Origin of the sequence: Aliamphritea hakodatensis, assembly GCF_024347195.1 — a bacterium.
Taxonomy (GTDB): Bacteria; Pseudomonadota; Gammaproteobacteria; order Pseudomonadales; family Balneatricaceae; genus Amphritea; species Amphritea hakodatensis.
Genome location: NZ_AP025281.1, coordinates 4608828 through 4634714, shown reverse-complemented (window position 1 = coordinate 4634714; position 25887 = coordinate 4608828). Strand labels below are relative to the sequence as shown.

The 25887-nt window shown below is 50.2% G+C and carries 20 protein-coding genes, 1 tRNA gene and 3 rRNA genes; 23 read left to right on the top strand and 1 reads right to left on the bottom strand.

All coding sequences use genetic code 11. The annotated features are described in order from the left end of the window. Nucleotides 1-63: 63 nt before the first annotated feature. The 11 genes from PCI15_RS20900 to PCI15_RS20850 all read left to right on the top strand — a co-directional run bounded on the left by PCI15_RS20900 (nt 64) and on the right by PCI15_RS20850 (nt 10100). Nucleotides 64-498, top strand: a complete 435-nt coding sequence (locus tag PCI15_RS20900; RefSeq protein ID WP_271271843.1) for a GFA family protein — start codon at nt 64-66, stop codon at nt 496-498. An 88-nt stretch (nt 499-586) separates the two neighbouring features. Beyond that, the gene (gene ubiM / locus PCI15_RS20895; RefSeq protein WP_271271842.1) at nt 587-1831 is read left to right on the top strand and encodes a 5-demethoxyubiquinol-8 5-hydroxylase UbiM; all 1245 of its coding nucleotides are present in this window, start codon (nt 587-589) and stop codon (nt 1829-1831) included. A 55-nt stretch (nt 1832-1886) separates the two neighbouring features. Next, nucleotides 1887-2642, top strand: coding sequence for a type 1 glutamine amidotransferase (locus PCI15_RS20890; RefSeq protein ID WP_271271841.1), 756 nt, complete (start codon nt 1887-1889; stop codon nt 2640-2642). 133 nt (nt 2643-2775) lie between these two features. Next, complete coding sequence (gene pssA, locus PCI15_RS20885; protein WP_271271840.1) at nt 2776-3573, top strand: CDP-diacylglycerol--serine O-phosphatidyltransferase; 798 nt, start codon at nt 2776-2778, stop codon at nt 3571-3573. Nucleotides 3574-3597: 24 nt separating this feature from the next. Next, nucleotides 3598-4611, top strand: a complete 1014-nt coding sequence (gene msrP / locus PCI15_RS20880; protein ID WP_271271839.1) for a protein-methionine-sulfoxide reductase catalytic subunit MsrP — start codon at nt 3598-3600, stop codon at nt 4609-4611. Beyond that, entirely contained in the window at nt 4602-5207 is a 606-nt protein-coding gene (msrQ, locus tag PCI15_RS20875) for a protein-methionine-sulfoxide reductase heme-binding subunit MsrQ (RefSeq protein WP_271271838.1), read from the top strand. Before msrP ends, msrQ begins: the two co-directional genes overlap by 10 nt. A 122-nt stretch (nt 5208-5329) precedes the next feature. Then, nucleotides 5330-5563: a hypothetical protein gene (locus PCI15_RS20870; RefSeq protein ID WP_271271837.1), complete on the top strand. Its 234-nt coding sequence runs from the start codon at nt 5330-5332 to the stop codon at nt 5561-5563. A 365-nt stretch (nt 5564-5928) separates the two neighbouring features. Next, complete coding sequence (coxB, locus tag PCI15_RS20865) at nt 5929-7044, top strand: cytochrome c oxidase subunit II (protein WP_271271836.1); 1116 nt, start codon at nt 5929-5931, stop codon at nt 7042-7044. A gap of 9 nt (nt 7045-7053) precedes the next feature. Then, nucleotides 7054-8637 (top strand): cytochrome c oxidase subunit I, encoded by a 1584-nt coding sequence (gene ctaD, locus PCI15_RS20860; RefSeq protein WP_271271835.1) that lies wholly within the window; start codon nt 7054-7056, stop codon nt 8635-8637. Nucleotides 8638-8646: 9 nt separating this feature from the next. Then, nucleotides 8647-9219: a cytochrome c oxidase assembly protein gene (locus PCI15_RS20855; RefSeq protein WP_271271834.1), complete on the top strand. Its 573-nt coding sequence runs from the start codon at nt 8647-8649 to the stop codon at nt 9217-9219. Next, nucleotides 9216-10100, top strand: coding sequence for a cytochrome c oxidase subunit 3 (locus PCI15_RS20850; RefSeq protein WP_271271833.1), 885 nt, complete (start codon nt 9216-9218; stop codon nt 10098-10100). The genes PCI15_RS20855 and PCI15_RS20850 overlap by 4 nt, the downstream gene beginning before the upstream one ends. Here PCI15_RS20850 and PCI15_RS20845 read toward each other — a convergent pair whose 3' ends face one another. Then, entirely contained in the window at nt 10101-10322 is a 222-nt protein-coding gene (locus tag PCI15_RS20845) for a twin transmembrane helix small protein (RefSeq protein WP_271271832.1), read from the bottom strand. Nucleotides 10323-10373: 51 nt separating this feature from the next. On the opposite strand from PCI15_RS20845, the gene PCI15_RS20840 reads away from it, so the two are divergent. From PCI15_RS20840 to fusA, 12 genes are all read left to right on the top strand, one after another. Beyond that, a complete protein-coding gene (locus PCI15_RS20840; protein WP_271271831.1) occupies nt 10374-11120 on the top strand; it encodes an SURF1 family protein in 747 nt (248 codons plus the stop codon). A gap of 8 nt (nt 11121-11128) precedes the next feature. Next, nucleotides 11129-11578: a redox-active disulfide-containing membrane protein gene (locus PCI15_RS20835; RefSeq protein WP_271271830.1), complete on the top strand. Its 450-nt coding sequence runs from the start codon at nt 11129-11131 to the stop codon at nt 11576-11578. A gap of 44 nt (nt 11579-11622) precedes the next feature. After that, nucleotides 11623-12603, top strand: a complete 981-nt coding sequence (locus PCI15_RS20830) for a COX15/CtaA family protein (RefSeq protein ID WP_271271829.1) — start codon at nt 11623-11625, stop codon at nt 12601-12603. Further along, nucleotides 12590-13498 carry a heme o synthase gene (gene cyoE, locus PCI15_RS20825; protein WP_271271828.1) on the top strand — a complete coding sequence of 303 codons (909 nt, stop codon included), beginning with the start codon at nt 12590-12592 and terminating at the stop codon, nt 13496-13498. Before PCI15_RS20830 ends, cyoE begins: the two co-directional genes overlap by 14 nt. 141 nt (nt 13499-13639) lie before the next feature. Beyond that, nucleotides 13640-14242 (top strand): Yip1 family protein, encoded by a 603-nt coding sequence (locus PCI15_RS20820; protein ID WP_271271827.1) that lies wholly within the window; start codon nt 13640-13642, stop codon nt 14240-14242. Nucleotides 14243-14846: 604 nt separating this feature from the next. After that, a 16S ribosomal RNA gene (locus tag PCI15_RS20815) occupies nt 14847-16388 on the top strand. An 85-nt stretch (nt 16389-16473) separates the two neighbouring features. Then, nucleotides 16474-16550, top strand: a tRNA-Ile gene (locus PCI15_RS20810). A 334-nt stretch (nt 16551-16884) separates the two neighbouring features. Next, a 23S ribosomal RNA gene (locus PCI15_RS20805) occupies nt 16885-19774 on the top strand. Nucleotides 19775-19937: 163 nt separating this feature from the next. Next, a 5S ribosomal RNA gene (gene rrf, locus PCI15_RS20800) occupies nt 19938-20053 on the top strand. The 16S, 23S and 5S rRNA genes sit together here with 1 tRNA gene alongside, the layout of an rRNA operon. A 515-nt stretch (nt 20054-20568) precedes the next feature. After that, the gene (locus PCI15_RS20795) at nt 20569-21312 is read left to right on the top strand and encodes a 1-(5-phosphoribosyl)-5-[(5-phosphoribosylamino)methylideneamino]imidazole-4-carboxamide isomerase (protein ID WP_271271826.1); all 744 of its coding nucleotides are present in this window, start codon (nt 20569-20571) and stop codon (nt 21310-21312) included. A 249-nt stretch (nt 21313-21561) separates the two neighbouring features. Next, nucleotides 21562-23490, top strand: a complete 1929-nt coding sequence (locus tag PCI15_RS20790) for a propionyl-CoA synthetase (RefSeq protein WP_271274662.1) — start codon at nt 21562-21564, stop codon at nt 23488-23490. Nucleotides 23491-23792: 302 nt separating this feature from the next. Further along, nucleotides 23793-25880 (top strand): elongation factor G, encoded by a 2088-nt coding sequence (gene fusA / locus PCI15_RS20785; RefSeq protein ID WP_271271825.1) that lies wholly within the window; start codon nt 23793-23795, stop codon nt 25878-25880. Nucleotides 25881-25887 lie beyond the last annotated feature (7 nt).

The window sequence follows — 25887 nt, the reverse complement described above, 5'->3', positions numbered from 1 at the left end:
ATCCAGCCAGACCGTGCTGTAATCCGGTGATGTTCTTCGGATTGTAAATTAAGAGGAGGCGTTATGACGGACATGCAGACCGACTCCGCTGAGCAGGTAACCGGCAGTTGCCTGTGCGGCGAAGTCACCTATCAACTGGAGGGTAATCTTGGCATCTTCCAGTATTGCCACTGCTCCCGGTGCCGTAAATTTACCGGCAGTGCTCATGCGGCGAATATTCTGGTCAGGCCTGAACAGTTCAGCTGGCTCAGCGGCAGCCAACTGATCGGTACCTTTACGCCGCAGGAGACGAAGCATTTCACGACGGCGTTCTGTAAACATTGTGGTTCTTCACTGCCGTGGCTGGCTAAGTCCGGTAAAGCGATGGTGATCCCTGCCGGAACGCTGGACAGCCATCCGGGGATTGAGCCTCAGCAGAATGTGTTCCGGGCCTCCGGCGCCGACTGGTATCAGCCGGCTAAGGATTTACCGGAGTGGGATTGCCTGCCGGAAAAATAGCTTTCTGAATGAAGCTTGATTCAGGTCGGTGTTTCCCGCTGGCAGTCAGAGTAGTGTATCCCGGTTACTGAAGAGGAGGTTGCTGGGTATGCATTACGACGTGGTGATTATAGGCGCAGGGCCTGCGGGGTTAAGTTTTGCCCGTTCGCTGGGGACGTCAGATTTACGGGTGCTGGTGGTTGAAAAGGCCACAGAGGCCAGTTTACGTGAACCGGTGGAAGATGGCCGGGAAATCGCTCTGACCCATCAGTCAGTAGAGCTGATGCAGCAGAGCGGTGCCTGGGACCAGCTTCGCGAAGATGACATCGCACCGATCTGTGCCGCCCGGGTGGTGGATGGCGATTCAGATTACTCGCTCGATTTTGATAATCAGCGTCAGGACCTTGAGGCTCTTGGCTATCTGGTCCCTAACCACGCAATTCGTCAGGCATACTACGAGGCCACCTTCGGGGCTGATCAGCAGCATAACATCACCTTAATGACGGACACTTCGGTAACAGATCTGGGCAGTTGTGATGAACATGCCTGGGTAATGTTGTCCGACGGTACCCGGGTGCAGTGTGATTTGCTGGTATCCGCAGACAGCCGTTTTTCGGAAACCCGCCGGAAGATGGGCATTGCTGCCACCATGAACGACTTTTCCCGCAGTGCCATTGTATGCCGGATGGACCATACCGGGGATCATGAGCAAACCGCCATTGAATGTTTCCATTATGGCCATACGCTGGCATTACTGCCGATGGCCGGAAACCGGTCTTCAATTGTCGTAACCGTCGGCAGTGATGAAGCGGAAGCCATTCAGAAAATGTCGGACGCGGAGTTTGAAGCAGACATTGAACAGCGGCTTAAAGGACAGTTGGGCAGTATGAAGCTGTGTGGCCCGCGTCATCTCTATCCGCTGGTGGGGGTTCACGCCAAACGTTTTGTTGCCCGGCGCTTTGCGGTGATCGGTGATGCTGCAGTGGGGATGCACCCGGTGACCGCCCACGGATTTAATCTGGGGCTGAAGAGCCAGGAAACCCTGTCGAAAGCCGTACTCAAAGCGGCGTCGAAGAGTCAGGATATAGGGGCTGCCAGTTTACTGGAGGGATATCAGCGCTCACATATGCTGGCGACCCGGCCCATCTATCACGGGACGAATTTAGTCGTGGGTTTATTCACCGATGATCGTCTGCCCGCCAAACTGGCCCGTAAGCTGACCATGCGGCTGGCGAATAACTGTGCCCCGCTGAAACAGCTGATAACCGCTAAACTGACAGAAAAAGGTTTGCCTTCACTCAGGGAACGGTTACCTGATTTGCCGGCTGCGCCGGCCTGGCTGCCGCGGTTTTAAGTCGCGGGGCTTCGCGTTATGATCAGGTGATCCTCCCGCTGCCAGGATGTCACTTATGTCTGAAACGCACACGCAGAAACGCGGAAAACATCAGCTGAAAACACTGTTGCTGCAGATTCGCGACAGTCCGCAGGTGAGGGAAGAAGAGCTGCAGAGCTTTGCGACCCTCAGCGGTCTGTCACGCAGTCAGATTGATGTGCTGAATGTGTTTGATACACCTGACTTTCCTGCTAATGCTGCAGACGGATACGATGCGTTATGGGTTGGTGGCGCCAGCGAAGCGAATGTCCTCAAACCCGAAGAATTTGCGTTTATTGATCCTTGCCTCAGGCTGATCCGTCATTGTGCTGATACCGGTTTGCCGGTCTTTGCGTCCTGCTTCGGATTTCAGCTGGCAGTACTGGCACTGGGAGGCGAAATTCTCCATAAAGATGCTGATTTCGAAATGGGCAGCCTGCCCATTTTGCTGACACCAGACGCTAAAACAGATCCGCTGTTTTGCGATATCAGCGATGAGTTTCTGGCAATATCGGTACACCGTCAGTATGCCGCTGCTTTGCCGGACCACTGTCAGCTTCTGGCTTATACCGATCAGTGTATGCACAGTTTCAGGGTCGAGGGGCGTGACTTCTGGGCCTTTCAGTTTCATCCGGAAGTGGATCGTGACACTTTGGTCGAACGGCTCACTTTCTATAAAGCTCACTATACCGACGGTGACGGGCAACTCGACCGGGTCCTGAGTTCAGCCCGTGAAACCCCTGTCGCCAACGCTTTACCCCGCCGTTTTGTTGAACAGGTTTTGCTTGCCTGACGGGCCCGCAGTCTGGGTGATTCAGTTCATTGTTTACCGTAAATTTACCGGAACTGTTGTAGAAATTAGCTTTCATACAGGCACGGCAGTAGAATGTGCCCACTTTCTTAATAATATGCGGTGAAAACATATCATGATCGATCAGCACGAGAATCAACACGCTGAAGACAACGGTTCTGCTAACCCACCTGAAAGCCCTGAAAATCCACAGGAGAGTCCTAAACCACGCAGCCGTGGTATCTACCTGTTACCTAACCTGTTTACCACCGGTGCACTGTTTTCCGGCTTCTATGCGGTCGTTGCCGGCATGAACGGTGATTTTGCCAACGCCTCCATCGCGATTTTTGTTGCTATGGTGCTGGATGGGCTGGATGGCCGTGTTGCCCGGATGACCAATACTTCCAGTGCCTTCGGAGCCGAATACGATTCGCTGTCTGATATGGTTTCATTCGGTGTTGCGCCGGCATTAGTCAGTTTTAGCTGGGTACTCAGCTCCGCGGGTAAGTTTGGCTGGTTTGCGGCCTTTATTTATGTGGCGGGTGCCGCCCTGCGTCTGGCCCGGTTTAACACCCAGATCGGTTCTGTGGATAAGCGCTATTTTATTGGTTTGCCAAGCCCCGCAGCGGCAGCAGCGGTTGCCGGTCTGGTATGGGCCAGTGTGGAATTTGATCTGGATGTTACGGGCTATGCGTATTTAATTGCGGTTTACGTGGCACTTGTTGGCGTTTTGATGGTCAGTAATGTTCTGTATTACAGTTTTAAAGACGTTGATCCGAAAGGAAAAATCCCGTTTATGATTCTGCTGGCGATTGTGCTGGTGGTTGGGGTTATCTCGATCAGCCCACCGATTATTCTGTGGTTACTGATCCTCGGATACAGCCTTTCCGGTCCGATATTATGGTTGGTACGCAAGCGTAAAACGCGTGCGTAGAGAATAGTTACCAAGGGGTGTTAAATGCTAATAAAAAAGCCTGATTCAATTAAGTCTTCGCAGATCACCCCCGAGTCGGTTTACCGTAATCGCCGCCAGTTTATTAAAGCCGGTCTCGGCCTGGCGGCGGTATCATCACTTGGCCTGCCATCCATTGCGCAGGCACTGGAATACGACATTCCAGCGGACTTACCGCAATACCCCGGGCCTGAATGGATGCGTGCACAGCTGGCTGCTGCTGTCCGCAACGAAACCTTTTCCACATCGGAAGAGCCCGCGCCTTATTACAACGCGATTACGCACAATAACTTTTATGAGTTCGGGACCGATAAGCGGGACCCGGTGCGTAAAGCACAGAATTTTAAAACCGATCCCTGGACGGTTGAGATTGCCGGTGAAGTTGCCAAACCGGGTAACTACAATCTGGAAGATATTCTTAAGCCCCATGCCCTTGAAGACCGGGTTTACCGGTTACGCTGTGTGGAAGCCTGGTCCATGGTTATTCCGTGGTTAGGTTTCCCGCTGGCGGATCTGATTAAGCGTTTTGAACCGACCTCTAAAGCGAAGTTTGTCCGTTTTGAAACCCTGGTTGATAAAGAACAGATGCCGGAGCAGGACAGCATTTTTTCAACCATCGACTGGCCGTATGTGGAAGGGTTGCGGATGGATGAGGCGATGAACCCGCTGACGCTGATGGCCGTTGGGGTATACGGGAATGCATTACCGCCGCAGAACGGTGCACCGCTGCGATTAGTGGTGCCGTGGAAGTACGGTTTTAAATCGATCAAGTCCATTGTAAAGATTGAGTTTGTCGAAGAAATGCCGGCCAGCAGCTGGAATATTATCGCGCCGGGTGAGTATGGTTTCTTTGCCAATGTAAATCCGGAGGTTGATCATCCCCGCTGGAGCCAGGCAACCGAGCGTCGTTTACCGTCTTCTCTGTTGTCTCCTAATATTGTCGATACCCTGCCATACAACGGTTATGGTGAAGAGGTTGCGCAAATGTATAAGGGGATGGATCTTAAAAAATGGTATTAAGTCTGCCATTTTCACCGGTCATCCAAAGCCGCCTGCGCTGGTGGTTGTTGTTTTTACTACCACTGTGGCCGCTGGCAAATCTGGTATGGCTGGGCGTCAGCAATGATCTGGGGACCGATCCGGCCAAGTTCATCGTTGATGAAATGGGCACCTGGGCGATCAACTTTCTGTGGATCACGCTGGCAATCACTCCTGCACGGCAGGCGCTTGGCTGGAGCTGGGCGCTTAAGTTTCGCCGTATGATGGGGCTGTATGCGCTGTTTTACGCGGTGCTGCACTTACTGGCGTTCTGTACCTTTCTGATTGGCTGGCGGTCGGATCTGTTTTTCCGTGAACTGACAGAGCGTCCGTATATCATTGTCGGCGCGCTGGCCCTGCTCATTCTTATCCCGATGGGCATTACGTCTACCAAATCCATGATGCGCCGGCTGGGTAAGCGCTGGAAATCGCTGCATCGCTGGATTTATCCTGCCAGCTTGCTGGTGATGCTGCACTTTATCTGGCAAATCCGGGCCAGCTTCTATGAACAACTGATTTATGGGCTGATACTGGCAGTATTGCTGGGATATCGTCTATACCTTAGATATCAGCGCTGAACATCCGGTTCATAGCGATAGCCTGCCAACAGTTGTCTGCCAGAGGTGGTTGGCTGAGTATTTAGCCTGTTAAATACCGGTTCTGACCTGCCTTTCAGTCAAAGTGCTGGCCGGGAGGTATTATGTTTAATTCAGACCCCGTGGCTGCAGTGTTGCTCAGATGTAAGCAATTAACCCTGCAGTGTTTCAAACTCCTGTTAGTTTTTCTGTCTGTTTCCCACCCTCATTCTGCGGGGAAGGGTAAAGAACACCGCTCACCTCTTTTCTCGTTGTTGCTGACTGTGCTGGCCAGTGCGATGCTGATCGTTGTTATTATCGCTGCGCTTTACGGCTTACTGAATGGGTTGCTCAGCTGAATATATGCAGTCTTTTTAGAGACGCTGATCCGATACATTTTGTCACATAAAACTGACGGAGTTATGACTGATTTAAATCCTGTTTCTGGTGGTTTTTTAACCAGCTTTGAGATTTTTTTTCATGTTTTTTCAGTTTTCCTTTATTTCGCTGTGGCCCGTGTTTCATGCTGTCTCGGGCCCGGTTTGCATATCCCTTCTGATCGCTGTTCTCCCGGTTCACGGGGCCTCCCTGCCTTGCCCCTGAATATCTGCTGCTATACTTCCTTCGACTAAGTTGTTAATTGCTGAAGAATAAAAAACAAAGAAAGGCCCTGAGGCGAAACCGTTTAATTTTACCCGTTAACCGGTAGCAAGGAGACCTGTGTATGCGATGCAACCGATTGGCCCTGTTGCTGTCAGGGTTTGTCATTTCGCCAGCTGTTTTTGCGGAATGGGAAGTAAATCTGGTGAGGGGCGTGACGGAAATCAGTCACGCCATTTTTGATCTTCATATGATTATTTTTTACGTCTGCGTCGCTATTGCGGTAGTGGTGTTTGGCGTAATGCTGTGGGCGATTGTTTATCATCGCAAATCCCGGGGGGCGAAAGCCCAGCATTTTCATGAACATATCTGGGTGGAAATCCTCTGGACAATTGTGCCGTTCGGCATTCTGGTCGCTATGGCGGTGCCCGCTACCCAAACCCTGATTAAAATGTATGACAAATCTGAAGCGGATATCAATATTCAGGTAACCGGCTATCAGTGGAAATGGCGGTACCAGTATCTGGGTCAGGATATTGATTTCTTCAGTAACCTTTCAACCCCTCAGGATCAGATCAATAACGAGGCAGTTAAAGGGGAAAATTACCTTCTTGAAGTGGACCGCCCGGTGGTGATTCCGGTGGGTAAGAAAGTCCGTTTCCTGATTACCGCCAATGATGTGATTCATTCCTGGTGGGTACCGGCACTGGCGGTTAAGCAGGATGCAATTCCCGGGTTTATTAACGAAGCCTGGACCATTGTGGATGAGCCGGGCATTTACCGGGGGCAGTGCGCTGAGCTTTGTGGCCGGGACCATGGCTTTATGCCCGTGGTGGTGGATGCCCGCAGTGAAGCAGATTATCAGCTGTGGTTAGCGTCCCAGACCCAGGCTCAGGAGGCTGCGCAGGCTGCAGCGGAACAGACCTGGACGATGGAAGCGCTGATCAGCAAAGGTGAAGAGGTTTACAAAACCAGTTGTCTGGCATGCCACCAGGCTAACGGCCAGGGTATTCCGGGGGCGTTCCCGGGATTAGTGAATACACCGCTGATGGCCAGTGACGGTCTGATGGAACATGCCCGGATTGTGGTGCATGGCCGGACCGGTACGGCAATGCAGGCGTTCGGTGAGCAGCTAAGCGATGTGGATCTGGCGGCGGTCATTACCTATGAGCGTAATGCCTGGGGTAACGACGGCGGCATGATCACACCGCAGCAAATCAAACAGCTGAAAGAAGAGTAGGGGGTGGGTATGAGTACGCTTGAGCAAACAGCTTCAACGGGTCATCACCACGGCCCGGCTAAGGGCATAACCCGCTGGTTATATACCACGAACCATAAAGATATCGGCACCATGTATCTGATTTTCAGCCTGGTGATGTTTATGGTGGGCGGCTGTATGGCCCTGACCATCCGGGCGGAGTTGTTTCAGCCGGGATTGCAGCTGATCCAGCCTGACTTTTTTAATCAGATGACCACTATGCATGGTCTTATCATGGTGTTTGGTGCGGTCATGCCGGCGTTTGTCGGGCTGGCTAACTGGATGGTGCCAATGATGGTTGGCGCACCGGATATGGCGTTGCCCCGGATGAACAACTGGAGTTTCTGGATTCTGCCGTTTGCCTTCAGCATGATGCTGATGACCCTGTTTATGGACGGTGGCGGGCCAAACTTTGGCTGGACCTTCTATGCACCGCTGTCCACAACCTATGCGCCGCCCAGTGTGACGTTTTTTATCTTCGCGGTGCATATGATGGGCATAAGCTCCATCATGGGCGCGATCAATATTATTGCGACCATTTTTAACCTGCGGGCTCCGGGCATGACGTTTATGAAGATGCCCCTGTTCGTCTGGACCTGGCTGATCACTGCATTTCTGCTGATCGCTGTGATGCCGGTGCTGGCTGGCGTGGTTACCATGATGCTGATGGATATTCATTTCGGTACCAGCTTCTTTAATGCCGCCGGTGGCGGTGATCCGGTGCTGTTCCAGCATGTGTTCTGGTTCTTCGGTCATCCGGAAGTGTACATAATGATTCTGCCGGCATTCGGTATCGTCTCGGAAATTATTCCGACGTTTGCCCGTAAAAAGCTCTTTGGTTATACCTCAATGGTGTACGCCACCTCTTCGATTGCCATCCTGTCGTTTATTGTTTGGGCGCACCACATGTTTACCGTGGGGATGCCGTTGATCGGTGAGCTGTTCTTTATGTTCACGACGATGCTGATTGCGGTACCGACCGGGGTGAAAGTCTTTAACTGGATCGCCACCATGTTCCGCGGCTCAATGACCTTCGAAACGCCGATGCTGTTTGCTGTAGCGTTTGTGGTGCTGTTCACTATTGGTGGTTTCTCTGGCCTGATGCTGGCGATTGCCCCGGTGGATTTCCAGTATCACGATACGTATTTCGTGGTTGCGCATTTCCATTATGTGCTGGTGCCAGGCGCGATTTTCTCGATTATGGCAGCGACCTATTACTGGTTACCGAAATGGACCGGCAATATGTATAACGAATCCATGGGTAAACTGCATTTCTGGCTGTCATTCATAGGCGTGAATATTACCTTCTTCCCGATGCACTTCATTGGTTTGGCGGGTATGCCGCGCCGTATTCCGGATTACGCGTTACAGTTTGCTGACTTTAATATGGTCGCGTCTGTAGGTGCTTTTCTGTTTGGCTTTTCGCAACTGCTGTTTATCTACAATATTGTCTGCTGCGCAAGGGGCGGAAAGAAGGCGACTGACCGTGTTTGGGAAGGTTCACACGGGCTGGAGTGGACGCTGACTTCGCCGCCACCGTATCACAGTTTCAGTCAACCGCCGAAGGTTGATTAAGGTGACCTTATGGCTGAGCAAAGAGCAACTCACCGTCGCCTGATTCTTCGCCTGACACTCAGTTGTGTACTGATGTTTGGCTTTGGTTTTGCTCTGGTGCCTTTATACGATGTCTTCTGCAGGGTGACCGGACTTAACGGCAAGGTACTGAATACCGGACCCCTTGAAGAAGCGGTGATCAGCGATGTTAATCGCCGGATACAGGTACAACTGATTGCGGTGAATAACAGTGGGATGCCCTGGGAGTTTCGGCCGAGTGAGTCCAGTATGGAAGTCTATATCGGTGAGATGAAACAAACCGCTTATATAGCCACCAATCCCACAAACCGTTACATGATTGCTCAGGCAGTACCCAGCGTGGCGCCGGCAGAAGCGGCGCAGTACTTGCGCAAGGTGAACTGTTTCTGTTTTGACCGTCAGCCACTGAATGCTAAAGAACAGCGGGAAATGCCGCTGCTGTTTGTGCTGGATGATGCGTTACCTGATCACATTAAGACGGTCACCCTTTCTTATACCCTTTTCGATATTACACCTGAAGATACACTCGCCGCTGCGTCAGGCAGTGAGGAGGTTCAACTATGAGTCATGAAACCTACTACGTCCCCGAGGAAAGTCGCTGGCCTATTCTGGCATCGGTTGCCCTGTTTCTGATGGCGTTTGGTGCCGGCAGCCTGATTAACGCTTTATCTGCTGATGCCGGTGGTGGTGCGGGTCTGGTTACCTTACTGATTGGTGCCTTACTCCTCGGGCTGATTCTGGTGGGTTGGTTCGGCCATGTGATTAAGGAGAGTCAGGCGGGCCTGTATTCTGCGCAGATGGACCGTTCATTCCGCTGGGGTATGGGGTGGTTCATTTTTTCTGAGGTGATGTTTTTTGCAGCCTTCTTCGGCGCGCTGTTTTATGTACGAACACTGGCGGTTCCCTGGTTAGGCGGTGAAGGGGCGAAAGGTGCAGCGAATATGCTCTGGCCGGGATTCGAAGCCACCTGGCCATTATTACAAACCCCTGATATGGAGCTGTTCCCGGGGGCGCAGGCGGTGATTGATCCCTGGCATGTACCGTTACTCAATACTGTCATCCTGGTGACTTCAAGTATCACCGTTACTTTTGCGCATAACGCGCTGAAGAAGGATAACCGGGGCGGAATCAAACTCTGGTTGCTGGTTACGATTTTGCTGGGGCTCGTCTTTGTTTACTTTCAGGGGCTTGAGTACGCCGAAGCATATAACGAACTGGGCCTGACGTTACATGCAGGCATCTACGGTGCGACCTTTTTTATCCTGACCGGGTTCCACGGTATGCATGTAACGCTGGGAACCCTGATGCTGATTATTATCTGGTTAAGGATTCTTAAAGGGCATTTTGACAGTGAGAAGCACTTTGGTTTTGAGGCCGTTGCCTGGTACTGGCACTTTGTAGATGTGGTCTGGATTGGTTTGTTCCTGTTTGTGTACGTCTTCTGATTATTCAGTAATGACAGGCACAGGGCTGCGCAGCATCAGCTCACCGGAATAGAAACCGTAGATCAGTAAGGTAAGCAGCAGGACCGTCAGGGCAATACGGACGGAAAGGGCATGTAAGGTGCGATGGGAAGCACCCTGATCGCGAATCAAATAGTAAAGCCCGGAAAACAGTGAATACAGTACCGCGGCAAGCACAATCAGAATGGCAGTTTTTATCAGCATTATCTGCAATCTCCGTGTCGGTAAAACTCAATCCGCTTAAGGGATACTGATATGAGTAAAGAACATAGCTGGGGTTGGCGCAAGCGGCTTGTTTTCGGGCTGTTGCTGATGCTGGTACCGGTTATGTCGGGGTTAGGCTTCTGGCAGCTGGAGCGTGCTGAACAAAAACGGAAAATTCTGCAGCGCTGGGAAGCAACAGAGTCGGTACTGTCTTCATTACCTGCCCACCGTACAGCTGCCTCTGAATACGACGGTCGGGCCGTTGAGCTGCATGGAATGTTACTGCAGCAGCGTGTTTTGTTTCTGGATAACCGTATCCGACAGGGACAGGCGGGGTACGAAGTGCTGGTGATATTAGATGTAAAGGCGTCACCGCAGTATGTGTTACTGAATCTCGGCTGGTTGCCTGCGGATCGGGACAGGAATGTCCTGCCGGATGTCACGTTACCTGCCGGGGATATAAAAATTGCAGGGCGTTTAGTGACGCCGCTCCGTGGTTTTACGTTAGGCACTGCAAGCTGGCAGGCCGGCTGGCCACAGCGGATTCAGCAAATTGATTTAGCGGCAATATCGGCGGCGTCGGATGTGGCGCTTTATCCACAGGTAATAAGAATGAGTGAGCCTTTAGTGCCGGATGTTCAGGTTGGATGGGCACCTGTGAATATGCCGCCTGAACGGCATATAGGGTATGCCTTTCAGTGGTTCATGATGAGCATTGCGCTGGTTGTATGCCTGGTCGTGTTTGGCTGGCGTCTTTGGCGCAAAGATCTGCACACAGTAAAGGTTACAACTGAATAAGGGGGGTTATGATGACAAAAGTTTCCAGCCTCTGGTTAGTAATTGGTGTTGCCGTATTGCCTTTGTTTTTTGCCATGCTGAGCTACTTTGGTGGCTGGTGGCACCCGGCAGGGAAGGTAAATAACGGTGTACTGATTATCAGTGACAATGATCAGATCCCGCTGCAGCAGGGGGAGCAAGTGGTTGCGAATGGCCGCTGGCAGTTAATCATGTTAAGCCCGCAGTGTCAGTCTGACTGCCAGGCGTGGATGCAGCGTCTGGGTAAGATAAAAACAGCACTTGGACGTGATTCAGACCGGGTGGAACCGCGGCTGGCCAGTGTGGCTGCGGGTACCGGCCAGAGCATTGTGCTGGTGGATCCTCTGGGCAATCCGGTGCTGAGCTATCAGTTGGAGCAGTCTCCCAGAGATATACTGGATGACCTGAAGCGTCTTCTGAAAGTATCCAAAATAGGTTGAGCCCTATGAACTTGAACAGACCTGTTCTCCGAAATCACTGGCCCGTGCGAATCTGTTTGCTGGCCATTCTGATGACGCTGGTGGTGGTGTCTATGGGTGCATGGACACGGCTCAACAATGCCGGCCTCGGCTGTCCGGACTGGCCTGGCTGTTACGGGCAGATTGTTGTACCGGTTACCCCGACAGAAATAGCGTTGGCTGAAGAGACATACGGCGGACGTGTTGATACCAGTAAAGGCATGATCGAGATGGTGCACCGTTATCTGGCCTCTTCACTGGGAATGGTGATCATGTTGCTGGCCTGGCTTGCATATCGTCATCGCCAGCAAGCGGATTATCCTGTGTATCTGTCATACGGACTCTTGGTGCTGGTGATTACGCAGGGGTTGTTTGGCATGTGGACGGTGACATTGAAGCTGTTACCTGTGGTGGTAACCCTGCATTTAATGGGCGGGCTTCTAACACTGAGTTTACTGATTCGGCTGTATCACCAGTTAAGGGAATCTCCGATCAGAGAAACGCAGAAAAAAAGCCATCACTGGCTGGTGGGCGGTGCCGTGGTACTGCTGTTCACTCAGTTAGTTCTGGGCGGTTGGACAAGCGCTAACTACGCGGGGTGGTCCTGTCCTCACTGGTTGCAGTGTACGGATGAACAGGCGGTTCCGCTGGATTTTAAAACCGGTTTTGATATCTCCGCACCGGTTGGTCCGAATTACGAAGGTGGCATGTTGTCGCTGGAAGCCCGGGCAGCGATTCAGATGACACACCGTGGGGCAGCGGTGCTGTTATCTGTATATCTGCTTGTACTGGCAACAATATTGTTCCGCCGGCCGGCACTGCGCGGGCCATTAGTCTGTGTGTTGCTGGTGGTGGCTGTTCAGGTCGGCCTGGGTGTTGGCAATATTATCTTCGGTTTACCCCTGGGGCTGGCAATGGCGCATCACTCAGGCGCAGTGTTATTGCTGGTCAGTTTACTTTGGTTGTATCAGAGAGTCAGAACGGAGGTGCACTATGTCGCAGTCTAAATCCGTAAGAAGTCTTCAGCACGTACAGTGGCGGGACTATCTGGAACTGTGTAAACCAAGAGTTGTTGCCGTCATGTTGCTGACGGCGATTGTGGGAATGTTTCTGGCACGTACTGAACTGCCACCCTGGCATCTGGTGTTGTGGGCTACGATTGGTATCGGCCTGGCGTCCGGAGGTGCAGCGGCAGTTAATCATGTGCTGGATAATAAAATTGATGAAAAAATGTACCGTACCCGGCGACGGCCTTTACCTCAGGGGCGGCTTTCTCAACAGCAGGCACTGGTGTTTGCCTGTGTTATATCGGTCGTTGGTTTAACAATACTTGCGCTGTTAGTGAATCCCTTAACAGCGGTACTGACACTGTTGGCACTGCTGGGGTATGCGGTGGTCTATACGGTATATCTGAAAAGGGCAACACCGCAAAATATTGTGATCGGCGGCATTGCCGGCGCGGCCCCTCCGATGTTGGGATGGGTGGCAATAACCGGCAGCATTGAAGCGAACAGTCTATTATTAGTACTGATAATATTTGCGTGGACACCGCCACACTTCTGGTCACTGTGTCTGGCCAGAAAAGCGGATTACCAGAATGCAGGTATTCCGATGTTGCCGGTGACGCATGGTGAGACGTATACAAAGATACAGATTCTGCTTTACAGCCTGTTAATGGTGGCAACAACAGCATTACCTTATTTAACGGGCATGAGCGGGCTGATTTATTTACTGGGGATCAGCATACTGAACATAAGGTTTTTGCACTGGGGCTGGAAAGTATTTACCGATGTGTCCGGCAGCCAGATGGCCATGTTCAGATACAGCATCTACTACATAATGTGGCTGTTTGTAGTGCTGTTGATAGATCATTATTCAATGGGATTAGTATTCGGACTCTAGAGGAAAGATGAGTGTCTGATGGAGCGGCAACAGGTTACTGACCTAGCTGCGTAATTGAGGCGTGAGTGCGCTTAACACCGAAAAATGGGAGTCGGTCATAGCCAACTGATACGCCTTAAATTCAAAATTAGGAGAAGTATCATGTTTATACACCATATGGTTGGCATGTTTCACCACCCGAAAGAAGAGTGGGGATCCATTCACAAAGAACGCTACAGCATTGCACATGTATTCATGGCGCAAATCAGTATTCTGGCAGCAATCCCTGCAGTGAGTATGTTTATAGGTACCACTCAGATTGGCTGGAGCCTGACAGGTAATGACTTCGTTAAGCTGACGGTGGGAAGCGCGTTATCTGCAGCGGTGGCATTTTACTTTGCCTGTTGGGTAGCGGTGGCGTTTATTGCTTATTCAATTCACTGGATGGAAAAGACCTACGGTGGTCACGTGAATATGAATGAATGTCTGATTCTGACAACCTTTACAGCAACACCGCTGTTTATGTCGGGGCTGGCCGGCCTTTACCCGATGCTATGGTTTAATGTGCTGGTGGGATTAGGTGCGCTTTGTTATGCCGTTTACCTGTTATATGTGGGTGTGCCGGTGATAATGGAGATTCCTGAAGACCGTGCATTCTTCTTTTCTTCTTCAATACTGACAGTGGGTCTGTGTACGCTGGTGGGTATGATTGTTACCAGTGTACTTTTATGGCAAACCGTTGTGCCGCTGAGTTATATCTCATAACAAAATATACATTAAGGTTCATGGTGGACCCCGTCTGAAAAGACGGGGTTTTTATGCGCATGCTATACATTGCTGACGGTCTGCAAAACTAATTTCAGCTTTCTGCAAAAAGCCTATTGACTCTTCGGTCAGCGTGCCTATAATACGCCCCCACATTGAGACGCAGGGCAGCGGCAACGCAGCTAAGCAAGCTTAATGAGAGTCAGAATAAACTACTGAAAAACAAATTGTTTTGCAGTGTGAGTCAACTGATTCGACCGGAACGAAAAAGGTGTTTTCCGGGTTTGATAAGTTCTTCGGAATTAATCAAAATCTTCTGAAAATAACCGTTGACTTCCACCGGGTGTTGAGTAAAATACGCACCTCGCTTGAGACGACAGCAACGACGGTTACACCGGTTGCGAAAGTGGTTTTAAGCAACGCTCTTTAACAATTTGATCAGATAATTCGTGTGGGCGCTTGTTGAGATGAAGCACAAAAGCTTTATCAAAGTAAGCAACTTTTGTCTTCGGACAAACACGTGAATTCATTTAAGATGTTTTTATGAAAGTTAGTGTAACTTTGAGCTGGATTTAAGACACCCAATTCCGGTGTCGAAAAAATTAAACTGAAGAGTTTGATCATGGCTCAGATTGAACGCTGGCGGCAGGCTTAACACATGCAAGTCGAGCGGTAACAGAGAGTAGCTTGCTACTTTGCTGACGAGCGGCGGACGGGTGAGTAACGCGTAGAAATCTGCCTGGTAGTGGGGGATAGCCCAGAGAAATTTGGATTAATACCGCATACGCCCTACGGGGGAAAGCAGGGGACCTTCGGGCCTTGCGCTATCAGATGAGTCTGCGTCGGATTAGCTAGTTGGTGGGGTAATGGCCTACCAAGGCGACGATCCGTAGCTGGTCTGAGAGGATGATCAGCCACACTGGGACTGAGACACGGCCCAGACTCCTACGGGAGGCAGCAGTGGGGAATATTGCACAATGGGCGCAAGCCTGATGCAGCCATGCCGCGTGTGTGAAGAAGGCCTTAGGGTTGTAAAGCACTTTCAGCAGTGAGGAAAGGTGTGTACTTAATACGTGCATACTGTGACGTTAACTGCAGAAGAAGGACCGGCTAACTCCGTGCCAGCAGCCGCGGTAATACGGAGGGTCCGAGCGTTAATCGGAATTACTGGGCGTAAAGCGCGCGTAGGCGGTTATTTAAGTCAGATGTGAAAGCCCCGGGCTCAACCTGGGAACTGCACCTGATACTGGATAACTAGAGTACAGAAGAGGGTGGTGGAATTTCCTGTGTAGCGGTGAAATGCGTAGATATAGGAAGGAACACCAGTGGCGAAGGCGACCACCTGGTCTGATACTGACGCTGAGGTGCGAAAGCGTGGGGAGCAAACAGGATTAGATACCCTGGTAGTCCACGCCGTAAACGATGTCTACTAGCCGTTGGGACACTTGATGTCTTAGTGGCGCAGCTAACGCACTAAGTAGACCGCCTGGGGAGTACGGCCGCAAGGTTAAAACTCAAATGAATTGACGGGGGCCCGCACAAGCGGTGGAGCATGTGGTTTAATTCGACGCAACGCGAAGAACCTTACCTACTCTTGAAATCCTGCGAAGTCGGAAGAGATTCTGATGTGCCTTCGGGAACGCAGTGACAGGTGCTGCATGGCTGTCGTCAGCTCGTGTTGTGAAATGTTGGGTTAAGTCCCGTAACGAGCGCAACCCTTGTCCTTATTTGCCAGCACTTCGGGTGGGAACTCTAAGGAGACTGCCGGTGACAAACCGGAGGAAGGTGGGGACGACGTCAAGTCATCATGGCCCTTACGAGTAGGGCTACACACGTGCTACAATGGCCGGTACAGAGGGCTGCAATCCTGCGAGGGGGAGCTAATCTCACAAAACCGGTCGTAGTCCGGATTGGAGTCTGCAACTCGACTCCATGAAGTCGGAATCGCTAGTAATCGTGAATCAGAATGTCACGGTGAATACGTTCCCGGGCCTTGTACACACCGCCCGTCACACCATGGGAGTGGATTGCACCAGAAGTAGCTAGCTTAACCTTCGGGAGGGCGGTTACCACGGTGTGGTTCATGACTGGGGTGAAGTCGTAACAAGGTAGCCCTAGGGGAACCTGGGGCTGGATCACCTCCTTAAACGATAGCGGATTCTTAGCAAGCGTTCACACGAATTATCTGATCAGAATGTAAAGAGAGCGAATTGGTATTTATACCAAGATATAGGCTTGTAGCTCAGCTGGTTAGAGCGCACCCCTGATAAGGGTGAGGTCGGTGGTTCAAGTCCACTCAGGCCTACCAACTTTCCATTTCTCTTCGTTAAGTTTCTCGTCGTGTAGCAGGCTACACGTCCTCAAAACTTGCCTCGATTAATGAAAAGTTCGGCAGTGACGATCGAAATTTCGCTCAAGTTTAGGAAAGTTTTAAAAAATACTCACGCTTAAGTGACTATCTTTTAAAGCTTTTTGCTTTAAACGCTCTTTAACAATTTAAATCCTGTAAAAACGAGAATTAAGTAAGACAAATGTACAAGCGCTAATCCGGCGTAAATGTATCGTTACTTCAGCGTTAACTGTTTAACAGTTGGCTATGAAGTTTTATCAGTTACTTTGAATCAGACCCTTTTGGGTTATATGGTCAAGTGACTAAGCGTGCACGGTGGATGCCTTGGCAGTCAGAGGCGATGAAGGACGTGGTAACCTGCGATAAGGTTTGGGGAGTCGGTAAACAGACTTTGATCCAAACATTTCCGAATGGGGAAACCCACCCAGTATAAGCTGGGTATCTCTTAAGTGAATACATAGCTTTAGAGAGGCGAACCCGGGGAACTGAAACATCTAAGTACCCGGAGGAAAAGAAATCAACCGAGATTCCCCTAGTAGCGGCGAGCGAACGGGGACCAGCCCTTAAGCTGTGTTGTAGTTAGTAGAACGCTCTGGAAAGTGCGGCCGTAGTGGGTGATAGCCCCGTATACGAAAACTTATACGCAGTGAAATCGAGTAAGACGGGACACGTGATATCCTGTTTGAATATGGGGGGACCATCCTCCAAGGCTAAATACTCCTGACTGACCGATAGTGAACCAGTACCGTGAGGGAAAGGCGAAAAGAACCCCTGTGAGGGGAGTGAAATAGAACCTGAAACCGTGTACGTACAAGCAGTGGGAGCAGACTTGTTCTGTGACTGCGTACCTTTTGTATAATGGGTCAGCGACTTAATTTCAGTAGCAAGGTTAACCGTTTAGGGGAGCCGTAGGGAAACCGAGTCTTAATAGGGCGTATAGTTGCTGGGATTAGACCCGAAACCGAGCGATCTATCCATGGGCAGGTTGAAGGTTGAGTAACATCAACTGGAGGACCGAACCGACTGTCGTTGAAAAGCCAGCGGATGACTTGTGGATCGGAGTGAAAGGCTAATCAAGCTCGGAGATAGCTGGTTCTCCTCGAAAGCTATTTAGGTAGCGCCTCATATCTCACCTACGGGGGTAGAGCACTGTTTCGGCTAGGGGGTCATCCCGACTTACCAACCCGATGCAAACTCCGAATACCGTAGAGTGCAATTATGGGAGACACACGGCGGGTGCTAACGTCCGTCGTGGAAAGGGAAACAACCCAGACCGTCAGCTAAGGTCCCAAAGTTATGGTTAAGTGGGAAACGATGTGGGAAGGCTTAGACAGCTAGGAGGTTGGCTTAGAAGCAGCCACCCTTTAAAGAAAGCGTAATAGCTCACTAGTCGAGTCGGCCTGCGCGGAAGATATAACGGGGCTCAAACCATACACCGAAGCTACGGACGCAGCTTGTCTGCGTGGTAGAGGAGCGTTCTGTAAGCCGTTGAAGGGAAAGCTGTAAGGCATCCTGGAGGTATCAGAAGTGCGAATGCTGACATGAGTAACGATAAGGGGGGTGAAAAACCTCCCCGCCGGAAGACCAAGGGTTCCTATCCAATGCTAATCAGGGTAGGGTGAGTCGACCCCTAAGGCGAGGCCGAAAGGCGTAGTCGATGGGAAACAGGTTAATATTCCTGTACTTCTTGTTATTGCGATGGAGTGACGGAGAAGGCTAGGCCATCACGGCGTTGGTTGTCCGTGTTTAAGGCTGTAGGCTGGGGGATTAGGAAAATCCGGTTCCCTAAGGCTGAGAGTTGATGACGAGTCCTCTTTTGGACGAAGTGGTTGATGCCATGCTTCCAGGAAAAACTTCTAAGCTTCAGATAACAAGAAATCGTACCCCAAACCGACACAGGTGGTCAGGTAGAGAATACCAAGGCGCTTGAGAGAACTCGGGTGAAGGAACTAGGCAAAATGGTACCGTAACTTCGGGAGAAGGTACGCCCCTGACGGTGATGAGACTTGCTCTCTAAGCTGTTGGGGGTCGAAGATACTAGGTGGCTGCGACTGTTTATTAAAAACACAGCACTCTGCAAACACGAAAGTGGACGTATAGGGTGTGACGCCTGCCCGGTGCTTGAAGGTTAATTGATGGGGTTAGCTTCGGCGAAGCTCTTGATCGAAGCCCAAGTAAACGGCGGCCGTAACTATAACGGTCCTAAGGTAGCGAAATTCCTTGTCGGGTAAGTTCCGACCTGCACGAATGGCGTAACGATGGCCACACTGTCTCCACCCGAGACTCAGTGAAATTGAAATTGCGGTTAAGATGCCGTATATCCGCGGCTAGACGGAAAGACCCCGTGAACCTTTACTATAGCTTCGCAGTGGACTTTGATATTACTTGTGTAGGATAGCTGGGAGGCTTTGAAACTTGGACGCCAGTTCGAGTGGAGCCAATCTTGAAATACCAGCCTGGTACTATTGAGGTTCTAACGCAGGTCCCTTATCGGGATCGCGGACATTGTGTGGTGGGTAGTTTGACTGGGGCGGTCTCCTCCCAAAGAGTAACGGAGGAGTACGAAGGTGCGCTCAGCATGGTCGGAAATCATGCATCGAGTATAAAGGCATAAGCGCGCTTGACTGCGAGACAGACACGTCGAGCAGGTACGAAAGTAGGTCTTAGTGATCCGGTGGTTCTGTATGGAAGGGCCATCGCTCAACGGATAAAAGGTACTCCGGGGATAACAGGCTGATACCGCCCAAGAGTTCACATCGACGGCGGTGTTTGGCACCTCGATGTCGGCTCATCACATCCTGGGGCTGAAGCCGGTCCCAAGGGTATGGCTGTTCGCCATTTAAAGTGGTACGCGAGCTGGGTTTAGAACGTCGTGAGACAGTTCGGTCCCTATCTGCCGTGGACGTTTGAGATTTGAGAAGAGTTGCTCCTAGTACGAGAGGACCGGAGTGAACGAACCTCTGGTGTTCGGGTTGTCATGCCAATGGCATTGCCCGGTAGCTATGTTCGGACAGGATAACCGCTGAAAGCATCTAAGCGGGAAGCCCCCTTCAAGATGAGATCTCACTGGGACCTTGAGTCCCCTGAAGAGCCGTTCAAGACCAGGACGTTGATAGGCTGGGTGTGTAAGCGTTGTGAGGCGTTGAGCTAACCAGTACTAATTGCTCGTGAGGCTTGACCATATAACGCCAAAAGCGTTTGGTTGCAGAGAAGACTGCAACATGATCAAGAACTGAAGATACATTGAAGAGCTTGCTGAAAAGCGAGACGGATTAGAGTTTGTACATCTTATTTAAGACTCGGCCTGAATAAGGCACACAGGATTTAGATTGTTACCTTTTTTTGCTTGGCGACCATAGCGAGATGGAACCACCCGATCCCTTACCGAACTCGGAAGTGAAACGTCTTAGCGCCGATGGTAGTGTGGGGCTTCCCCATGTGAGAGTAGGTCATCGCCAAGCACCTAATTAAGAAAACCCGCTACGCTGTAGCGGGTTTTTTTTCGTCTGTAGAAAGTGGCCGTTCTGCCTATAGCCGCCCTTTAAGATAAGAGTCAGTTATAGCAACGCGAGGCTTTGAGTTGGCCGGCGACCTACAGCTTGCAGTTAGAGCTTCCATCGAATGCACCTAATTAAGACTCTCTTTAAGAACACTGGCTGCTACGCTGTAGCAGGTTTTTTTTTCGTTTGCAAAAAAGGCTTCTATCCTCCGGCACCTGATCATGGTTACTCAGTAAGTAATTCGCGAGATATTGTATGACGTTGCTGGTTGCTAAATGCAGTCTGTGTTCTGGCTGTTTATTGATCAACTGTGGTTATTGAAATAATCTCATTTAGATTTAAATGGAAATTATTGATTTATTTTGCTTTTTTTTACATTTAATGACCTGTTACCGACATGCTTTTCTGGGGAATTCCCAATTTGTGTCTATGCTTAAGTATGTTTTATTGAGTGTAAACATACGTGGAGGTAGGGAATGATTATTTTTCCTGATATTGAGTTAATGGACGGTAAGTGTGTCAATCTGCATCATGGTCATTTAGAAGATCCGATCCATTATGATGTTGATCCTGTTGAAACCGCACTGAAGTTTGTAGAGCAGGGTGCGACAAATTTACACCTGGTCGATTTAGATGGCGTTGTACAGGGCGGCAAGCATAATGCCGAAGTCATTTGCGAAATTATTGAAAAATCCGGTGTGCCCGTTCAGGTGGGCGGCGGTATCCGCACCATGACATCTGCACAATGGTGGTTTGATCACGGGGCTAAAAGAATTGTACTGGGGACTGCTGCGGTTATGGACCGCCATTTCCTGCAGGAAGTTTGCTCGCATTATCCAGGCCGGGTGGTTGCAAGCATTGATGCAAAAGATAACCACGTTATGGTCAATGGCTGGCGTGAGTCGACCGCTTTTACCCCCATGGAGGTTGGTCATGCTTTACAGGATTCAGGTATCTGTGCACTGATTTATACCGATATTAATTACGATATTGACCATGCCGAAGCGACGCTGGCAACGACAACAGAAATGGCCAGTGAACTGCGAATTCCAGTAATTTCCAGTGGTACTGTTAAGAGCCTTGATGATATTTCCAGGCTGCAGCTTTTACCTAACATTGCCGGTGCTATTGTCGGCAGAGCATTATTTAATGGTGCGGTTTCACTTGAAGACGCGCTCAGGGTGGGATCTCAGGATGTTCCTAATCCTGCAATGATGTAGCTTTCAGTATTTATTTGATCTATAGAAACGGGGCTTAAGCCCCGTTTTTTGTATCTGCAAGCTAGATGATTTGATTATATTGTCGACAATTTTTTGGTTTATAAATGATTTGTTCTGTTTATTATATGTTTTTTTAAATTATCGTCGACAATTTAGCCTTATGTCTTAGTTCCTTTATGTTCGTAGTCGGTTAGAGTGTTTTTTAAACAGATACCTTAGCCTGACCGAGCAGTTTCCCTGAGCCAGAAACTGTCAGGCCATAACAAAACTAATGAGGCTGCTGTCATGACGTATATTGCAGAGTATTCCAAATCCATTGAGACACCTGAACTTTTCTGGGCTGAAAAAGCGGCTGAGATCGCCTGGTACCGGCAGCCGGAAACCATCCTGAGCCAAGACAGTAACGGCATTGATCGCTGGTTTGCAGATGGCGAGCTGAATACATCTTATCTGGCGCTGGACTATCATGTTGAGAATGGCCGTGGCGAGCAGGCTGCGCTGATTTTTGATTCACCGGTTACCGGTCATAAGCAGCGATACACGTATACAGAGTTACGGGATGAGGTTGCTAAGTTTGCCGGCGTTCTTCGCGATAAGGGCGTCGGTAAGGGTGACCGGGTCGTGGTTTATATGCCGATGGTTGCGGAGGCTGTCATTACCATGCTGGCAATTGCCCGTCTGGGGGCGATTCATTCCGTCGTATTCGGTGGCTTTGCACCGAAAGAACTTGCTGTGCGTATTGAAGATGCGACGCCTAAGGTGATCGTTTCATGTTCCTGCGGAATCGAGATTAACAAGATTATCCAGTACAAGCCTTTGCTTGATGAAGCGATTGAACGTTCCCGGCATAAACCTGATGCCTGTGTAATTTTGCAACGTCCTCAGGCTGAAGCAAGTATGCTGGAAGGCCGTGACACAGACTGGCATCAGGCAATGAAATCAGCTGAGCCCGCCGGGTGCGTATCCGTTAAAGCAACCGATCCCCTGTACATTCTTTACACTTCAGGCACAACGGGTAAGCCAAAAGGGGTTGTGCGTGATAACGGTGGTCATGCGGTTGCCCTCAAATACAGTATGAAGGCTATTTATAATATGGAGCCTGGAGACGTATTCTGGGCGGCGTCTGATGTCGGCTGGGTGGTAGGCCATTCGTACATTGTTTACGGGCCGTTACTGGCTGGCTGTACGACGGTGGTGTTTGAAGGCAAGCCGATAAAAACACCGGATGCCGGTGCGTTCTGGCGGGTGTGTGCTGAGTATAAAGTAAAAGCACTGTTTGCTGCCCCCACCGCTTTCCGGGCAATTAAGAAAGAAGACCCTGACTCTGCCTGCCTGGCGGCTTATGATCTGAGTGCGCTGGAAACGGTATTCATGGCAGGTGAACGTCTTGACCCGCCAACCTATGAGTGGACAACCAGTACACTGGGTAAGCCTGTTATTGATCACTGGTGGCAAACTGAAACGGGCTGGGCAATCTGCGGCAACCTGACGGGCATTGAGCACCTTCCGCCTAAAGCTGGCTCGTCCACGGTTCCGGTTCCAGGCTTTAACGTGCAGATACTGGATGCTGAGGGTAACGAGTTGCCCAGAGGGGAGCAGGGCAGTATCGCACTGAAATTACCGTTACCGCCAAGTTGCCTGCCGACGGTATGGGGGGATTTTAACCGCTTCAGTGAAGGTTATTTGTCTGAATATCCCGGTTATTACAGTTCCGGAGACGGCGGCTATAAAGATGAAGATGGATATATTTTCATTATGGGCCGTACCGATGATGTAATAAATGTTGCCGGTCACCGTTTATCGACCGGCGAGATGGAAGAAGTTGTGGCGGGTCATCCTGCGGTGGCAGAGTGTGCCGTGATTGGTATCAACGACAGTCTTAAAGGGCAGCAGCCAATCGGTCTTGTGTTGCTGAAGAATGGTGTTGAAGTTGATGAAGCTGAACTGGAAGCTGAGTTGATTGCGATGGTTCGTAAACAGATAGGGGCCGTGGCCTGCTTTAAAAAAGCGGTTGTAGTTCAGCGGTTACCAAAGACCCGTTCAGGTAAGATTTTACGTAAGTTGTTACGCCAGATAGCCGATAAACAGGATTACTCCATTCCATCAACCATTGATGACCCTGCAAGTTTACCTGAAATTGAGACGATTATGGCCCGTCGTGGGTTGATTTCAGGGTAGTATTTCGGCAGCCTCACCGACCGGAATTTAGGCAGTTTTTAACTGCCTTTTTTTATGGAAAGAGGCATGGGTCAGGTGTTTTACCTTTTGGAAAAATAAACACTTTTTGGTGGATAAATAGCAGCGAAATTCACGTATCTTTCGGTGAAGCTGCACCGTTTTCATGTTTTTTGCTGCCTATGGGCGGACTATATGAGTTTTTTTTGAAAAAAACCTTGTGTCCTGCTTAAAACTTATCCAAATAGACGCAAAATTCTGTATAATGTCGCGCAATTTACGCCCACATAGAATTGAGTGAAGCAATGGCAGACTTATCACACTATCGTAATATCGGTATTTTCGCCCACGTAGACGCGGGTAAAACTACCACGACTGAACGTATCCTGAAACTGACCGGTAAGATCCACAAGACTGGTGAAGTACACGACGGTGAATCTACCACCGACTTCATGGAGCAGGAAGCTGAGCGTGGTATTACCATCCAGTCAGCAGCGACTACCTGTTACTGGAAAGACCACCGTTTCAACATCATCGATACTCCGGGTCACGTTGACTTCACCGTTGAAGTATACCGTTCCCTGAAAGTACTGGATGGTGGTGTTGGTGTATTCTGTGGTTCCGGTGGTGTTGAGCCTCAGTCTGAGACTAACTGGCGCTATGCGAACGAATCTGAAGTTGCCCGTATCATCTTCGTAAACAAGCTGGACCGCATGGGTGCAGACTTCCTGCGCGTTGTTGATCAGGTTGAAAACGTACTGGGTGCAAACCCACTGGTTATGACGCTGCCAATCGGTATCGAAGAAAACTTCGTAGGTCTGGTTGATCTGCTGACACGTACTGCATTCGTATGGGATGACTCTGGCAAGCCAGAAAACTTCGAAATCGTTGATATCCCAGCGGACATGGTTGATGACGTTGAGATGTACCGTGAGAAGCTGATCGAGACTGCTGTAGAGCAGGACGACGATCTGATGATGGCTTACATGGATGGCGAAGAGCCAGCTATCGAAGACATCAAGCGTTGCATCCGTAAGGGTACTATCGCGCTGGACTTCTTCCCAACTTACTGTGGTTCTGCGTTCAAGAACAAAGGTGTTCAACTGGTACTGGATGCTGTTGTTGATTACCTGCCAAGCCCGACTGAAGTTGATGCTCAGCCTCTGACTGATGAAGTTGGTGAGCCTACTGGTGAAGTTGCGACTGTATCTGTAGATGAGCCTCTGCGTGCACTGGCATTCAAAATCATGGATGACCGTTTTGGCGCCCTGACCTTTATCCGTATTTACTCTGGTGTACTGAACAAGGGTGATACCATCCTTAACTCTTTCACTGGTAAAACTGAGCGTATCGGCCGTATGGTTGAGATGCACGCCGATGAGCGTACTGAACTTACAAGTGCTCAGGCTGGTGACATCCTGGCGGTTGTCGGTATGAAGAACGTTCAGACTGGTCACACGCTGTGTGATCCTAAGCACGAATGTACTCTGGAACCTATGATCTTCCCTGAGCCGGTAATCTCTATTGCTGTATCTCCAAAAGATAAGGGCTCTACTGAGAAGATGGGTGTTGCGATCGGTAAGATGGTTGCAGAAGATCCGACTTTCGTTGTTGAAACTGACGAAGATTCCGGTGAAACCATCCTGAAAGGTATGGGCGAATTGCACCTGGATATCAAAGTAGACATCCTGAAGCGTACTTACGGTGTTGAACTGGAAGTTGGTCAGCCACAGGTTGCTTACCGTGAGACTATCACTCAGGCAATCGAAGACAGCTACACGCACAAGAAGCAGTCTGGTGGTTCTGGTCAGTTTGGTAAGATCGATTACCGTATCAAGCCAGGTGAAGTCGGTACTGGCTTCACATTCAGCTCTGTCGTTGTTGGTGGTAACGTTCCTAAGGAATTCTTCCCTGCAATCGAGAAGGGTTTCAAGGGCATGATGGAAGAAGGTCCTCTGGCTGGCTTCCCTGTACTGGACGTTGAGATCGAACTGTACGATGGTGGTTTCCACGCGGTTGACTCCTCTGCTGTAGCATTCGAAATTGCTGCTAAAGGCGCGTTCCGTCAGTCTATGCCTAAGGCCGGTCCTCAGCTGATTGAACCGATCATGAAGGTTGACGTATTCACTCCGGACGATCACGTTGGTGACGTTATCGGTGACCTGAACCGTCGTCGCGGTATGATCAAGGATCAGGAAGCTGGTGCAACTGGCGTACGCATCAAGGCAGACGTACCTCTGGCTGAGATGTTCGGTTACATCGGTCACCTGCGTACTATCACTTCAGGCCGTGGTCAGTTCTCTATGGAGTTCTCTCACTACATGCCTTGCCCGAACTCTGTTGCTGAAGCAGTGATCGAAGCAGAAAAAGAAAAGAAAGCTGCTAAGAAGTAATTCTGAG